We start from the raw sequence: 13,503 nt of genomic DNA, 5'->3' as shown, positions 1-13,503 counted from the left end.
ACGACGTGCCGACGTTTCGGCTACAACGTTCTCACCCGTAATGAGGGAAATATATTCAGAAGATACTGCATAGGCGGGTAGGGCGGATGGGCAACCGGAACGAGACCGGCACGTCGGTGGCAGAGGAGATCCGACGCATGGGGATTTCGGAGCAGACGTTCTACCGCTGAAAGAAGGTGTAAGGCGGCCTCCGCATAGGCGAGCTGCGACGCCTGAAGCTGCTCCAGGAGGAGAATCGCAAGCTCAAGCAGCTGGTCGCTGACCTCAACCTGGACAAGCACATCCTGCAGGGTGTCCTGGCAAAGATGCTCTGACGCCTGGACGACGGCGCGACCTCGTCCCGCACGTTCAGGCGTTCCATGGTGTCGGCGAGCGGCGCAGCTGCTCGGCGCCGGGCGTCGACCGGTCGTCGGGGCGCTAGGTGTCGCATCGGCCGGACCAGGCGCCGCCGATGCCGCGCATCCGTGATCTGGCCGCGACAAGGAAGCGGTACGGCTACTTCAGGATCTGCATCCTGCTGCGCAGGGAAAGATCGTTCGTAGATCACATGGCGTAATCAGGAGCGTTGCCCCCGGGGATAGCCAGTCGTCCCCTGAAGAGGAGGACGGAAGATGATCCGCCATGTTTGCCTGGATGTGTCGATGAAGGAGACCGCGATATGCAGGGGAGAGCGACTCGTTCGCTCGCGACGGGATAATCCCGTAAGTCATGTATCACATCCCGTCCGCTTGCATCCGGCTTGTTCCGGATTGCGGCATGGGGTGACAGCGAAGCTGTTGGCCTAAGTGACAAAAAATGACACATTTTTTGGTCGGGGAGACAGGATTCGAACCTGCGACATCCTGCTCCCAAAGCAGGCGCGCTACCAGACTGCGCCACTCCCCGACGCATGGAAAGGATCGACCTAGGCCGCGCGTGGCGCGCGTGCAAGTGTCGACGGCTTCCGCAAAAAAGAAGAGGCGCCCGCAGGCGCCCCGCAACGGCGTCCGCCGCCAGCACCGCCCCGCTCAGCGCGGAGCGGCTCGTTCTTCGGCCAGGTCGCGGACGTTGTCCGCCTGGTCGTCGAGATTGTCCGCCATGCCGTCCAGCATCGTGGCGGCACTGGCGTTGGCGGCGGCATCGGCCATCGCTTCGAGGTTGTCGGCCTTGCGCTCGAGCGCATCGGCCATCGCCTCGGCATTGTTCTCGATCGAAGCCGTGCCGGATCGGTCACTGCAGGCGGAGACGAAGAGCGCCGCCGCGAGCAGGGGAGTGAGCGTCCTGATGACCACCGGCACGGCTCCTGCCGATTACATGTTCTTCGCGGCGTCCTCGCCGGCGTCGCGGACGTTGTCGGCGGCGGTCGAGATGTTCTCGGCGACGGCCTCGGCATTGTCCTCGGCGAACGGGTTCGCGGTGGTGTTCGACATGTCGGCAACGTTGGCCGCCATCGCGTCCATGTTGTCGGCCATCATGTCGGCGTTGTTCTCGACAGCCGAAGCCTCGGGCGACTTCGAGCAGGCGGCGACCGACATCAGGCCGGCGGCGGCGGCAACGAGCAGGATCTTCTTCATCGGAATGCTCCCAAGCATCACATAAAAACACTCGCGCCCGACCCCAGCGCCGTCGCGAACGCTCGCAATACCCTACCAACCGAGGGGGTCAATAAGCAAAATTCATCGTTTGGAAAGGTTGCGACGAACGGTGACCCGTTTCGACGCCCGGCGACCGCGTTCGGCTCAGGGGCGCGGCACCGGCCCGATCTCCTCCGGCGCGTCCGCGACGATCGCCAGCATCGTCGTCCACGCCGCGACGTTCTGCCGCAGCTGCTCGGGATCGACGCGTTCCAGCACGTCGTCCGGCGTGTGGTGGGTGTCGAAATAGCGCAGCCCGGACTGGTTGAGGTCGACACCGGCCACGCCGGTCGCGATCGTCGGCGCGATGTCGGTGCCGTCGCCGGCGCGCCCGCTGCCCGGTACGATCCCGAGCGGGGCGAGCGCACTGGCCAGCCGCGCGGTGACCGCAGCGGCGCCGTCGGGCAGTTGCGTCTCGAACCGCCACACGCGATCGGCGCCGAAATCGCTTTCGGAGGCGGTGGCGTGGCGCTCGGTGCCGTGGCGCTTCGCATATTCCTTGCCGCCGAACCCACCGACTTCCTCGGCGCCGAACCACACGACCCGGATCGTCCGGCGCGGCCGCCGTCCGCTGTCCAGGATGCGCTTCGCCGCCGCGGCGGTGATCGCGACGCCGCTGGCGTCGTCGATCGCGCCGGTGCCGAGGTCCCAGCTGTCGAGATGTCCGCCGACCAGCACGACCCCCGCCGCCGGATCGGTGCCCGGCACCTCGGCGATGACGTTGCCCGATTCGCGCTCGCCGATCTGCCGCGGCGTGAGCAACAGCCGCATCCGGATCGGTGCCCCACGCGCCGCCAGTCGCTCGATCCACGCCGCATCGGGCGTGGAGAGCGCCGCGGCGGGGATCGGCTTCACGCCGGCGGGGAAGTCGGTGACGCCGGTGTGCGGCAGGCGATGCGTGTCGGTCCCGATCGAGCGGATGACGATCGCCGCTGCGCCCTTTTGCGATGCCAGCGCCGGGCCGGTGAAGCGCGCCGTGCCGCTCGCACCATAGCTCGATCCGTCTTGCGTCGGCTGCATCGCATTGCCGATGTAGACGATCTTGCCGCGCACCGCCGCCGCGGGCGCGTTGGCGAACGCGCCATAGTCGGCGAATACCGCGACGTCGCCGGTCAGCCCGCGCGGCCCCGTGCTCGCCGAATTGCCGAGCGCGGCGAGTGCCAGTTTGTGCGGCACGGGCGCGATCACCTCGGCTTCCTCGTCGCCGCGCACCCACACCGGCATCCGGTAGGGCTCCACGCGCACGTTGCTGAAGCCCAGCGCCGTCAGCTTGGCGACCGCCCAGGTCCGCGCGCGCGCCTCCGCCTCGGTGCCGGCCAGCCGCTGCCCGACCTCGGTCGTCAGCCCCTCGACGATGTCATAGGCGATATCGTCCTTCAACGCCGCATCGCGCAGGCCGGCGACCCGCGGGTCGACCGCGGCGGGGGTAGGGGGAGCGGTGCGCTGCGCCGCGGCGGGCGCGGCGAGCAGCAGGGAGAGCGTCAGGGGTAGGAGGTGCTTCATGGATGCACGGCGTAACCGGGCGGGGGCGGTTTGCCAACGACGCGGGCTGCGCCTACATGCGCGACAACGATTTTTTCCGCTGCACCCTCACTCATGGAGCCGCGCGCCCGATGGCCGTTCAGTATACCTATGTCATGAAGGGTCTGACCAAGACCTTCCCGGGCGCGAACAAGCCCGTTCTCAACAACATCCACCTGCAATTCATCCCGGGCGCGAAGATCGCGATCATTGGTCCGAACGGCGCCGGCAAGTCGACCCTGATGAAGGTCATGGCCGGCATCGACACCGAATTCCAGGGCGAGGCCTGGGCGGCCGAGGGCGTGCGCGTCGGCTATCTCGCGCAGGAGCCGCAGCTCGACCCGGCCAAGGACGTGATGGGCAACGTCAAGGACGGCGTGCGCCCGATCGCCGACCTCGTCGACCGCTTCAACGCCATCTCCGCCGAAATGGGGGATCCGCAGGACGACACCGATTTCGACGCGCTGATGGAGGAGATGGGTGATCTCCAGGCGAAGATCGATGCGGTCGACGGCTGGACGCTGGACAACCAGCTCGAGGTGGCGATGGAGGCGTTGCGCTGCCCGCCGGGGGATGCGGACGTCACCAAGCTGTCGGGCGGTGAGCGCCGCCGCGTCGCGCTGTGCCGGCTGCTGCTGGAAAAGCCCGACATCCTGCTGCTCGACGAGCCGACCAACCACCTGGACGCCGAGAGCGTCGCGTGGCTGGAGAACTTCCTGAAGGAATATACCGGCAACGTCATCCTGGTCACCCACGACCGCTACTTCCTCGACAACGTCGTCAACTGGGTGCTCGAGCTCGATCGCGGGCGCTACTACACCTACGAATCGAACTATTCGGGCTATCTGGAGAAGAAGGCCAAGCGGCTGGAGCAGGAGGAGCGCGAGGAGGCCGGGCGCCAGCGCGCGATCGCCGACGAGCTGGCGTGGATGCGCCAGACCCCCAAGGCGCGCCAGACCAAGAGCAAGGCGCGTATCCGGGCCTTCGACGAGTTGATGGAGAAGCAGGAGAACCGCGTCGCTGGCAAGGCGCAGATCCTTATCCAGCTGCCCGAGCGGCTCGGCGGCAAGGTGATCGAGGCGAAGGGGCTGACCAAATCCTATGGCGACAAATTGCTGTTCGAAAACCTCGACTTCATGCTCCCGCCGGGCGGCATCGTCGGCGTGATCGGGCCGAACGGCGCGGGCAAGTCGACGCTGTTCAAGCTGATCACCGGACAGGAAAAGCCCGATGCCGGGACGATCGACGTCGGCACGACCGTGAAGCTCGGCTATGTCGACCAGAGCCGTGACGACCTCGATCCGAACAAGAACGTCTGGCAGGAAATCTCCGACGAGCTGGAGGTCTTCCGCTTCGGCAAGCAGGAGATCGGCACGCGCGCCTATGTCGGCGCGTTCAACTTCCGCGGACCCGATCAGCAGAAGAAGGTCGGCCAGCTGTCGGGCGGTGAGCGCAACCGCGTCCATATGGCCAAGATGCTGAAGGAGGGCGGCAACGTCCTGCTGCTCGACGAACCGACCAACGATCTCGACGTCGAGACGCTGCGTGCGCTCGAAGAGGCGCTGGAGACGTTCGCGGGCTGCGCGGTGGTCATCAGCCACGACCGCTTCTTCCTCGATCGCCTGTGCACGCACATCCTGGCCTTCGAGGGCGACAGCCATGTCGAATGGTTCGAGGGCAATTACGAAAGCTACGAGGAAGACAAGCGCCGCCGCATGGGCGACGCCGCCGACCGCCCGACGCGGCTGGCCTACAAGAAGCTGACGCGCTGATGCGGGCAGGGCGGGGCGCGACGGCGCTCCGCCTGTCGAGCGGGTAGGTTTCGCTGCCGGCCGTCGCGTCCACCGGTTCGGGTCATGCTACCGGCCGCTAGGTTCTACCAAGCCCGTTGGTTCTACCCACCCCGTTTGTGCCGAGGTTGTCGAAGCACGTGTCCGGCGCCAGATACCGGCCGTCCGCTCGCGACCTACAGTCCCGCGGTGTCCACCGAAAGTCCTGCCGCCGTCGCGGCATGGAGCATGTCACCGAACGCCACCGTGCGCCGTTCGGCATAGTCCTCGCCAGAGGGCGCCCACATCTGGTGGATTGTCGCGCCACGCACGTCGACCACCCAATATTCTCTTATACCGGCCCGAGCGTAGAGCGCCCGCTTGAGCGTCAGGTCGGTCGCCAGCGTGCTGTCGGCCACTTCGATGACCAAGCGCACCTTGTCGCCCGGCAGTACGCCCTCACGATGATCGATCGCCACCACCAGGTCCGGCTCCGGCATGGTATCGTCGAACAGTCTGACTGATGGCGCGACCAGCAGCATCAGGCCCGATCCAGGCGCGAGCGCTTGCACGATCGCCGCCGCCAGCATGCCATTGATCCGGGCGTGCGGCGTATGCGCCGGGCTCATGATCCAGATGTCCCCCTCGATCAGCTCGGTCCGGCGGTCGCCGAACGTACCGTCGGCCGCGAGCCGCAGGTAATCCTCGACCGTCAGCCGGTACTTGCCCGGGCGGAGGCGCTCCTGAACCGTCATGGCAGCTAAAGTATCACCAAAAGAGAGACGGGAAAACCGCCGCTACCTCCGCTCCCCCGCGCTCTTCTCGCGCACCGCCAGGAACTCGCTCCCCGCGCTCCATGTCGGCCACACGCCCGCTGTCGCCAGTCGCGCCCCCATGGCGTGGAACAGGTCGACGTCCGCCGCCGCCCCGCGCAGGTCCCAGCGCGCGTCCCACGCATCGCAGGTCTTGTGGTAGCAGGCCATGTAGTCGTCGAGCCACTTCTGCCCGCCTGCGCGTCCGCCGTCCTTCAGGTCCGACGCGCCGCCCAGCGCCATCAGCAGCAGCGACGGCACCCCGCGCCGCACTACCGAGAAGTGATCGGCGCGGTAGAACAGCCCGCGCTCGCTGAACGTCTCCGGGGTCACGGTGCGTCCCTGCGCCCGCGCCGCGTCCGCCAGCATCGCGTCGAGCGACGATTGCCCTTGCCCGACCAGCACCACGTCCTTCGCTGGGCCCGCGGTCTGGAGGATGTCGAGCGTCAGGTTCGCCGCGGTTTTGGCCAGCGGATAGACCGGATGCGTCGCATAATATTCGGAACCCAGCAGCCCGCGCTCTTCGCCGGTCCACAACGCGAAGACGAGCGAGCGCTCGGGCGCCGGTCCGGCCTTGAACAACCGTGCGAGTTCGACCACGCCGGCGACGCCCAGCGCGTCGTCGTTCGCGCCGGGCCGCAGGGTCTTGCCCGTCGCATCCGCGGGCCCTTCGCCATAAGCGTCCCAGTGCGCGGCGAACATCACCGTCTCGTCGGGCCGCGTCCGCCCGGGCAGCCTGGCGAGCACGTTCGCGCTCTCGATCCGTTCCACCGCGACATCGGCCGTGGCCGAGAAATCGCGCTTCATCGCCACTGGCCGGAACCCCTTCGATCGCGCCGCGATCCGCAACTTCGCCAGATCGAGTCCCGCCGCGGCGAACAGCCGGTCGGCCTCGTCATGCGCGATCCAGCCCTGCAACGGCACGCGCGCGTCGCCCGCCGCACGCACGATGTCGTAGTTTTCGCCGTTCGAGGCATTGACCGTCGACCACGGATACCCCGCCCCGCCGGTGTCGTGGACGATCAGCGCCGCCGCCGCCCCGCGCCGCGCGGCTTCCTCGAATTTGTAGGTCCACCGCCCGTAATAGGTCATGCGCCGGTCGCCGAACGCGCCTTTCGCATCGTCGTCGGCGGCGGCCTCGAAATCGGGATCGTTGACCAGGAAGACCAACGTCTTCCCGCGCAGGTCCATGCCCTTGAAATCGTCCCAGCCCGCCTCGGGCGCCGACACGCCGTAACCCACGAACACCATCGGCGACCGGGCGATGTCGATCCGCGCCGCGTCGCGCACGGTGGTGACCGCGATTTCCCGTCCCTGCGCCAGCACCGCGTCGCCCACTGTCATCCGTGCGCCGGGCGCGATCCGGGTGTGGATCAGCGGTACCTTCTGCACCCACTGCCCGTCCGGTCCGCCGGGCTGCAACCCCAGGCCCTTGAACCGCGCCACCAGCCAGTCGAGCGTCTTGCGCTCGCCCGCGGTCCCCGGCGCGCGGCCGCCGAACGCGGGCGAGGCGAGCACCTTCACGTCGTCCGACAGCCGTTGCGGCACCGCATCCTGCGCGCTCGCGGGGGTGGCCAGCGTGGTCGCCAGCGCCAACAGGGCAAGCCGCATCATCAATCCTTCCAGCGTACGAAGACACGACTGTCGCGCCGATCGACATCGATCGAGGGGATCGCATCGACCAGGTCCGACAGCCGCTTGAACCCGTAATTGCGCACGTCGAAGCTCGACCGGTTCGCCGCGCGCTGCCCCAAAGCCGACAGGCCGACGAAGCCCTTCGCATCGGGCTTCAGCGAATCATAGGCGTCATGGAGCAGGTGCAGCAGCTCCGGATCGTCGACCCTGGCCGTCGCGCCGGTTGGCGGGGCTGGGGCCGGTGAGGGCGGTGCGGCCGCGCCGATCGCGGGCGGGACCGATTCGGTGATCGGCACCTCCACGCGCCGCGCCCGCTTGGGCTTGGTCGTCTCCAGAAGCGCGTTCACGTCGATGAAGCGCGTGCAGGCGTTGCGGAAGCCGGCCGGCGTATTGCTGTTGCCGAAGCCGTACACGTCCAGCCCGTCCTGCCGGATTCGCGTGGCGAGCGGCATGAAGTCGCTGTCCGACGACATGATCCCGAACGCATCCACCCGTCCGCGGTGGAGCAGGTCCATCGCGTCGATCGTCATCTTCATGTCGGTGGCGTTTTTGCCGCGCGTCAGGTCGAACTGCTGCTGCGGCTCAATGCCGTGCTTGACGCTCATGTCGCGCCAGCCCTTCAGCCCGTCCTTCGACCAATTGCCGTAGACGCGCCGCACGTTGACCCGCCCGAATTCGGCGAGCGCGGTCAACACCGGGTCGAGCGCCTGCCACGACGCATTGTCGGCATCGATCAGCAACGCGATGTTGCGGGCGGGATTGTCGTCGGCGGCCATGCGCTTGCATCGGCTGCCGACGCGCCCCCGTCAATCGCGCGTGGATCGATCGCCGGGATCAATCGCGCGTCTGGCGATCGCTGCGATAGGCCTGACCGGCGTCCTGCGCCGCCTCTTTGGTCACGCGCTCATGCCCATCGGGATCGTCGACCTGGTGCAGGTCGTCCTGCGACCCCAGGTCGCGCGCCAGCGCGCCGCCGCCGGTCGAGGGCACCGCCTCGCCGCCGGGGATCATGCCCTCGATCACGTCCTTGTCGTCGTGATCGCGCGCGGACTGCACGCGGGGATGTTCGTCGGCCATCGGAAATCTCCTCTCGCCCTCAAACACCTGGAGGCAGGGGGGTGTTCCTCGCGCGCCTCCCACCCCCGTCATTCCCGCGCAGGCGGGAATCCAGACACGCAGGTCCGTCGATAGAAGCGCGGGCGTCAGAGGTTATGGATCCCCGCCCCCGCGGGGATGACGGGTGGCGGGGGAAGGTGACCACGTCAACCGCACCCTTACGCTTCCGGATAAACGATCCCCACGATCTCATACTCCCGCTCGCCGGCCGGCAACGTGACGCGCCGCAGGTCGCCCACCGCCGCGCCGCGCAAGGCACGCGCGATCGGCGCATTCCACCCGACGCGGCCGGCGCCCGCCTCGGCCTCGTCGTCGCCGACCAGCGTCAGCACACGCTCGTTGTCGTCCTCGTCGGCGATCGTCACGGTCGCGCCGAACCACACGCGCGTGCGATCCTGCTGCTGCGCCGGATCGACGACCTTCGCCGCCTTCATCCGCCGCGACAACCAGCCCAACCGCCGGTCGATCTCGCGCAGCTTCTTGCGCCCGTAGATATAGTCGCCGTTTTCCGACCGGTCGCCGTTGCCCGCCGCCCAGCTGATCGTCTCCACCAGCGCGGGGCGATCATGGGCGAAGAGCTGCTCGTATTCGGCGCGCAGTTTGGCATAGCCTGCCGGCGTGATGTGGTTGGGCCGCTCGGTCATCCGCCGCGCGCCCGGCCCAGATACCAGCTGAGATTGTTCGGCCCGCGGCTCTTGGCGCGCGCCGGGTTCATCAGGTCGTAGACGACCGCATTCTCCAGCACGCGCTGCACGTAGTTGCGCGTCTCGCCATAGGGGATCGCCTCGACCCAATCGACCGCATCCACCGCGCCCGTGCGCGGATCGCCATAGGCGCGCAGCCACTTGTTCACGTTCCCCGGCCCGGCATTGTACGCCGCGATCGCCAGCGGATAGCTGCCGTAGAGGCCATAGATGCGCTGGAAATAGCTCGATCCCAGCTGGATGTTGTAATTGGTGTCGCTGGTCAGCCGGTCGGGATCGTAACCGAGCCCCAGCTTGCCGGCCTGCTCGCGCGCGGTGCCGGGCATCAGCTGCATCAGCCCGCTCGCCCCCACCGGGCTGCGTGCCATGCGGTCGAACTGGCTCTCCTGCCGCGCCACCGCATGGATCATCGGCCATTCCGCTTCATAGCCGCTCGGCACCGCGACGGTCGGAAAGCCGTTGGCGCTATATTCGGTCAGTCCGTTCTGCATCGCGCTGCGCCCCACAAGCACGCCCAGATCGGGGCGTCGCAGCGCGCGCGACAGCTCGTCGGCCAGATAATGGTCGGTGTCGCTGGTCGCGTCGCTGGCGATCTGCTTCACGAACGCGGTCTGGTCCTGATATTGCCCGATCTGCCCTAGGAACTGCGCCGCGCGCACCGTCTCGCGGGCGTAGAAGGCGCTGCGCGCGGCAGGCGCGATCACCGGGACGGGCGGGGCAGGCGGTGCGGTCAGCGCGCGGCCGAGATGCTCGATCGCCAATTGCCCGTAATATTGGTCGCGATAGCCCGCGGTCCGCTCGAACAAGGCGCTCGCATCGGGCTGGCGTGCCTGCTCGGCGGCTCGCGCCGCCCAGTAGAAGCCCTTGGCGCGCGTCTGCGGCGACTGGCTCGCGCGGCCGTAGCGCTCGAACATCGCGCGCGCATCCGCCGGCCGCCCCAGCTTCGTCGCCGCCTGGCCCGCCAGCCACGCCAGCGAGGTGTAATCGTCACGCTCGCCATAGGGCTTGGTCGACACGTCGGTGCCCGCCGGATAGGCGTCGTCGATCTGCCGCGCGATGTCATAGGCGGTCTGCCACTGATTGTCGGCCGCCGCGCCGCGCGCATTGACCAGCAGCGCCTCGTAGAATTTCTCGACATTGCCCGGCCGCGTCATCGTCCCCCGCGTGCGCGCCAGCCAGCCGCGCGCGCTGGGACTCGCGCCCGAATCGCGCAGCCACGTCGCCTTGTCGGCGATATAGCCGGCGTCCTGCGCCCCCTGCGCGTCATAGCTCGCCGCCAGTGCCGACGCATTCTCCGCCCCCGTCCGGAAGGCCAGCCGTGCGCTGAACAGCCCCCGCGCGGCGGTACTGGTGTAAGGCAGCATCCGCGCCGCCGCGCTCGTCGCGCCCTGCCACAGCAACGCGTCCATCCGCGCATCGTGATCGGCGGGCGACAGCGCGCTGGCGAATTGCGTCAGCACCGTCGTCTCGTCCTGCGGCGAAAGGTTGCCGAGCCGCCAGCCGGTTCGCGCCGCCACCTGCGCGTCCACGCCCGCGCCCGTCGCTTGATAGGCGCGCGCGCACGCGATCCAGCCCGCGGCGGTCAGCGGCTTCCACCGGCGGCAGAAGGCCGCGACGCTGGTCACCGGCGTGTTCGGGTCGGTCGCCGCCTTGCGCTCCAGCACGCGGCGGAACGCCGCCTCGCCGGGCCAGCCCGGATGCGCGCTGATGAACGAATAATAGCTGTCGAACGGCAAGCCGTCGGTTTGTTGCAGCGCCTTCCACTGCGCCAGCGGCTGCGCCATTCCCGGCAGCGGCGCGGCCGGCGCCGCCGGGACCGGCGACTGCTGCGTCGCGGGCACCGCGCCATATTGCCCCGCGACCACCGCCAGGGTTCCTGCTGCTGCAACGAATAGGATCAACGCACCCGCCTTCACTGTTTCTGACCGACGCCCGTGGTGGACAGCATAGCAGCCCTAGCCGTATCTGCGCTGAACGACGTCCCCCAAAACGCGCCACAGGAGCAAATTCGCCTCATGTTTTCAGGTTCCATCCCGGCGCTGGTCACGCCTTTCGACGCGCACGGCGACTTCGTGGAGAGCGCGTACCGCGATTTGATCGAATGGCAGATCGCGGAAGGCTCGTCGGCGTTGGTTCCGTGCGGCACCACCGGCGAGGCCGCGACGCTGACCAAGGAGGAGCAGTTCGCGATCGTCCGCGTCTGCGTCGACCAGGCGAGGGGGCGCGTGCCGGTGATCGCGGGCGCGGGGTCGAACGACACGCGCGTCGCCGCCGCCAACCTCCATGCCGCGCGCGAGGCGGGTGCGGATGCGGCATTGATGGTGCCGCCTTATTACAATCGCCCGTCGCAGGAAGGGATCTTCCGGCATTTCGAGGCGCTGGCGAAGGACGCGCCGCTGCCGATCGTCCTCTACAACGTTCCCGCGCGTACCGTCACCGACATTCAGCCCGATACCTTGATCCGCATTGTCTCCGCCTTTCCGAAGACGTTCGTCGCGGTCAAGGATGCCTCGGGCGTGCTGACCCGCGTGACCCAGCACCGCGAGGCGCTCGGCGCGGACTTCTGCCAACTCTCGGGCAACGACGATCTCGCGCTTGCCTATAACGCGACCGGCGGGGTGGGGTGCATCTCGGTCACCGCCAATGTCGCGCCGCGGCTGTGCGCGGACTTCCAGCGCGCCTGCACCGCCGGAGACTATGCCACGGCGCGCGACCTCCACGATCGCCTCTTCGCGCTCCACACCTCGCTGTTCACCGACGCCTCGCCCGGCCCGGTCAAATATGCGATGACGAAGGTCCGCCCCGGCTTCCCCGACGGCCTGCGCCTGCCGATGACCTGGCCGTCCGAGGCCAGCCGCGCGGCGGTTGATGCCGGGTTGCGGCGCGCAGGGCTGTAGGGGAGGGTGGCGGTGACGGCGATCTGGTTCCTCCTCCAGTCCGCCGTTGCCGGTCCGTTGGTGTCTCAGCCGCACGCGCGCGATCCCTGCACCGCGCCGACCCGCGGCGACGTCGTCGTCTGCGGCCGCCGCCCGGACCCGGAGCGCTACCGGCTCCGCCCGCTCGACGATCGCTACGACCCCGATGCAGCGGCGCTGCCGAAAGCGGAAACCGGCATCCTCGGCGGACGGGCCGCGCTCGCCGCAGAAGCCGAGGCAGCAAGCGTCGGCGGAGTGCAGAGCAACCGCGCGATGATCCGGCTGAAGATCCCGTTCGGCAAATCTCGCGACTAGCCGTTTGCCCGGCGCCGCAACCGCGCCTACATCGCCCCCATGCCGCGTCCCAAACCCGCCACCTTCGACAAGAAGAAGATCGTCGCCGAGAACCGCCGCGCCCGCTTCGATTATGCGGTCGACACCACCTACGAGGCCGGGATCGTCCTGACCGGCACCGAGGTGAAGAGCTTGCGCTTCGGCGAGGGCTCGATCGCGGAAAGCTATGCCGAGGTGACGGGCGACGAGGTGTGGCTGGTCAATTCGAACATTCCCGAATTCAGCCACGGCAACCGCTTCAACCACGAACCCAAGCGTCCACGTAAACTGCTGCTTCACGAGCGCGAGATTAACAAGCTCCACGGTGCGGTCGCGCGCGAGGGCATGACCCTCGTGCCCTTGACCGTCTATTTCAACGGGCAGGGGCGCGCGAAGGTGGAACTGGCACTCGCCAAGGGGCGCAAGGCGCACGACAAGCGCGAGCATATCAAGGAGCGCGACTGGAAGCGCGAGGCCGGCCGCATCATGCGCGATCACGGCTGAGCGTGGCGACCCGGCCGGTGACCTTGTGGGAACGTCTCGCGGCCTGGAGCCGCCGCAACCTGCCGACGCGCGAGTCGATGGAGAACAGCCGCGTGCTGCGTCCGGTCGCGCACCGGGTGCTCGCGCCGGAATTGTGGCGCTTCACGCGCCGCTCGGTGCCGCGCGGCGTGGCGCTCGGCATGTTCACCGGCATCCTGATCCCGATGGGGCAGATCCCGGCGTCCGCGGTTCTGGCGCTGCCGGTCCGCGCCAACGTGCCCGCGGCGGCGCTCACCACCTTCTTCACCAATCCGCTGACCACGCCGTTCCTGTTCGTGATGTATTACAAGGTCGGCGGCTGGCTGCTCCACCTCGACCGCTCGGTCCCCGGCCAGCCGCTGGGCGACGCGGTGCAGCGGGCGCCGGGCTGGATCGAATGGCTGCTCCAGGATGTCGGTCCCGCCACCGCGGTGGGGATGGTGGTATGCTCGGTCGTCGGCGCGGCGCTCGGCTACGGGCTGGCGGCGCTGTTGTGGCGGCTGTGGATCGCGCGCAAGTGGCGCAGCCGTCACCACGGCAACTAGCGCGGGCGGGCGCGGCTG

Annotated in this window: 14 protein-coding genes, 1 tRNA gene and 1 pseudogene; 6 read left to right on the top strand and 10 right to left on the bottom strand. The window is 68.3% G+C overall.

The features are described 5' to 3' along the window. Positions 1-86: 86 nt before the first annotated feature. Positions 87-547 (top strand): annotated as a pseudogene (locus tag J2Y58_RS06810) (transposase); the annotation flags it as partial. 261 nt (positions 548-808) lie between these two features. Here the strand turns inward: J2Y58_RS06810 and J2Y58_RS06805 are convergent. From J2Y58_RS06805 to J2Y58_RS06790, 4 genes are all read right to left on the bottom strand, one after another. After that, positions 809-885 (bottom strand) — tRNA-Pro (locus J2Y58_RS06805). 122 nt (positions 886-1,007) lie between these two features. Then, the gene (locus J2Y58_RS06800) at positions 1,008-1,271 is read right to left on the bottom strand and encodes a hypothetical protein (protein WP_310100559.1); all 264 of its coding nucleotides are present in this window, start codon (positions 1,269-1,271) and stop codon (positions 1,008-1,010) included. 18 nt (positions 1,272-1,289) lie between these two features. Beyond that, a complete protein-coding gene (locus J2Y58_RS06795) occupies positions 1,290-1,553 on the bottom strand; it encodes a hypothetical protein (protein WP_310100556.1) in 264 nt (87 codons plus the stop codon). A gap of 165 nt (positions 1,554-1,718) precedes the next feature. Then, a complete protein-coding gene (locus J2Y58_RS06790) occupies positions 1,719-3,116 on the bottom strand; it encodes a M20/M25/M40 family metallo-hydrolase (protein WP_310100552.1) in 1,398 nt (465 codons plus the stop codon). Positions 3,117-3,226: 110 nt separating this feature from the next. On the opposite strand from J2Y58_RS06790, the gene ettA reads away from it, so the two are divergent. Further along, positions 3,227-4,906: an energy-dependent translational throttle protein EttA gene (gene ettA / locus J2Y58_RS06785; protein ID WP_310100548.1), complete on the top strand. Its 1,680-nt coding sequence runs from the start codon at positions 3,227-3,229 to the stop codon at positions 4,904-4,906. Between the two features lie 194 nt (positions 4,907-5,100). Here the strand turns inward: ettA and J2Y58_RS06780 are convergent, their stop codons facing one another. The 6 genes from J2Y58_RS06780 to J2Y58_RS06755 all read right to left on the bottom strand — a co-directional run bounded on the left by J2Y58_RS06780 (position 5,101) and on the right by J2Y58_RS06755 (position 10,954). Beyond that, the gene (locus tag J2Y58_RS06780) at positions 5,101-5,658 is read right to left on the bottom strand and encodes a Uma2 family endonuclease (RefSeq protein WP_310100545.1); all 558 of its coding nucleotides are present in this window, start codon (positions 5,656-5,658) and stop codon (positions 5,101-5,103) included. 42 nt (positions 5,659-5,700) lie between these two features. After that, entirely contained in the window at positions 5,701-7,326 is a 1,626-nt protein-coding gene (locus J2Y58_RS06775; RefSeq protein ID WP_310100659.1) for a M28 family peptidase, read from the bottom strand. 2 nt (positions 7,327-7,328) lie between these two features. Next, the gene (locus tag J2Y58_RS06770; RefSeq protein ID WP_310100542.1) at positions 7,329-8,126 is read right to left on the bottom strand and encodes an NYN domain-containing protein; all 798 of its coding nucleotides are present in this window, start codon (positions 8,124-8,126) and stop codon (positions 7,329-7,331) included. Positions 8,127-8,184: 58 nt separating this feature from the next. Next, entirely contained in the window at positions 8,185-8,427 is a 243-nt protein-coding gene (locus tag J2Y58_RS06765) for a hypothetical protein (RefSeq protein WP_310100539.1), read from the bottom strand. Between the two features lie 197 nt (positions 8,428-8,624). Further along, positions 8,625-9,110, bottom strand: a complete 486-nt coding sequence (locus tag J2Y58_RS06760) for a GreA/GreB family elongation factor (RefSeq protein WP_310100536.1) — start codon at positions 9,108-9,110, stop codon at positions 8,625-8,627. After that, entirely contained in the window at positions 9,107-10,954 is a 1,848-nt protein-coding gene (locus J2Y58_RS06755) for a lytic transglycosylase domain-containing protein (protein ID WP_405053076.1), read from the bottom strand. The genes J2Y58_RS06760 and J2Y58_RS06755 overlap by 4 nt, the downstream gene beginning before the upstream one ends. 231 nt (positions 10,955-11,185) lie before the next feature. Between J2Y58_RS06755 and dapA the strand changes: the two genes are divergently transcribed. The 4 genes from dapA to J2Y58_RS06735 are packed head-to-tail and all read left to right on the top strand — an operon-like array spanning position 11,186 to position 13,485. Next, the gene (gene dapA / locus J2Y58_RS06750) at positions 11,186-12,067 is read left to right on the top strand and encodes a 4-hydroxy-tetrahydrodipicolinate synthase (RefSeq protein WP_310100531.1); all 882 of its coding nucleotides are present in this window, start codon (positions 11,186-11,188) and stop codon (positions 12,065-12,067) included. A gap of 6 nt (positions 12,068-12,073) precedes the next feature. After that, positions 12,074-12,400, top strand: coding sequence for a hypothetical protein (locus tag J2Y58_RS06745; protein WP_310100528.1), 327 nt, complete (start codon positions 12,074-12,076; stop codon positions 12,398-12,400). A 39-nt stretch (positions 12,401-12,439) separates the two neighbouring features. Next, positions 12,440-12,922, top strand: coding sequence for an SsrA-binding protein SmpB (gene smpB, locus J2Y58_RS06740; protein WP_310100524.1), 483 nt, complete (start codon positions 12,440-12,442; stop codon positions 12,920-12,922). A 2-nt stretch (positions 12,923-12,924) separates the two neighbouring features. Continuing rightward, positions 12,925-13,485, top strand: coding sequence for a DUF2062 domain-containing protein (locus J2Y58_RS06735; protein WP_310100522.1), 561 nt, complete (start codon positions 12,925-12,927; stop codon positions 13,483-13,485). The last annotated feature ends 18 nt before the right edge of the window (positions 13,486-13,503 follow it).

Source organism: Sphingomonas sp. BE138 (assembly GCF_031456125.1).
In the GTDB taxonomy this organism is placed as follows: domain Bacteria; phylum Pseudomonadota; class Alphaproteobacteria; order Sphingomonadales; family Sphingomonadaceae; genus Sphingomonas.
This window is presented reverse-complemented; position numbering and strand designations above follow the sequence as displayed.

What these genes read in the sequence shown, in the direction of transcription:
- J2Y58_RS06790 (WP_310100552.1), bottom strand. Translation starts at nt 3,116, where the DNA reads ATGAAGCACCTCCTACCCCTGACGCTCTCCCTGCTGCTCGCCGCGCCC.
- J2Y58_RS06780 (WP_310100545.1), bottom strand. Translation starts at nt 5,658, where the DNA reads ATGACGGTTCAGGAGCGCCTCCGCCCGGGCAAGTACCGGCTGACGGTC.
- J2Y58_RS06760 (WP_310100536.1), bottom strand. Translation starts at nt 9,110, where the DNA reads ATGACCGAGCGGCCCAACCACATCACGCCGGCAGGCTATGCCAAACTG.
- J2Y58_RS06755 (WP_405053076.1), bottom strand. Translation starts at nt 10,954, where the DNA reads ATGGCGCAGCCGCTGGCGCAGTGGAAGGCGCTGCAACAAACCGACGGC.
- J2Y58_RS06765 (WP_310100539.1), bottom strand. Translation starts at nt 8,427, where the DNA reads ATGGCCGACGAACATCCCCGCGTGCAGTCCGCGCGCGATCACGACGAC.
- J2Y58_RS06775 (WP_310100659.1), bottom strand. Translation starts at nt 7,326, where the DNA reads ATGCGGCTTGCCCTGTTGGCGCTGGCGACCACGCTGGCCACCCCCGCG.
- smpB (WP_310100524.1), top strand. Translation starts at nt 12,440, where the DNA reads ATGCCGCGTCCCAAACCCGCCACCTTCGACAAGAAGAAGATCGTCGCC.
- J2Y58_RS06770 (WP_310100542.1), bottom strand. Translation starts at nt 8,126, where the DNA reads ATGGCCGCCGACGACAATCCCGCCCGCAACATCGCGTTGCTGATCGAT.
- dapA (WP_310100531.1), top strand. Translation starts at nt 11,186, where the DNA reads ATGTTTTCAGGTTCCATCCCGGCGCTGGTCACGCCTTTCGACGCGCAC.
- ettA (WP_310100548.1), top strand. Translation starts at nt 3,227, where the DNA reads ATGGCCGTTCAGTATACCTATGTCATGAAGGGTCTGACCAAGACCTTC.
- J2Y58_RS06795 (WP_310100556.1), bottom strand. Translation starts at nt 1,553, where the DNA reads ATGAAGAAGATCCTGCTCGTTGCCGCCGCCGCCGGCCTGATGTCGGTC.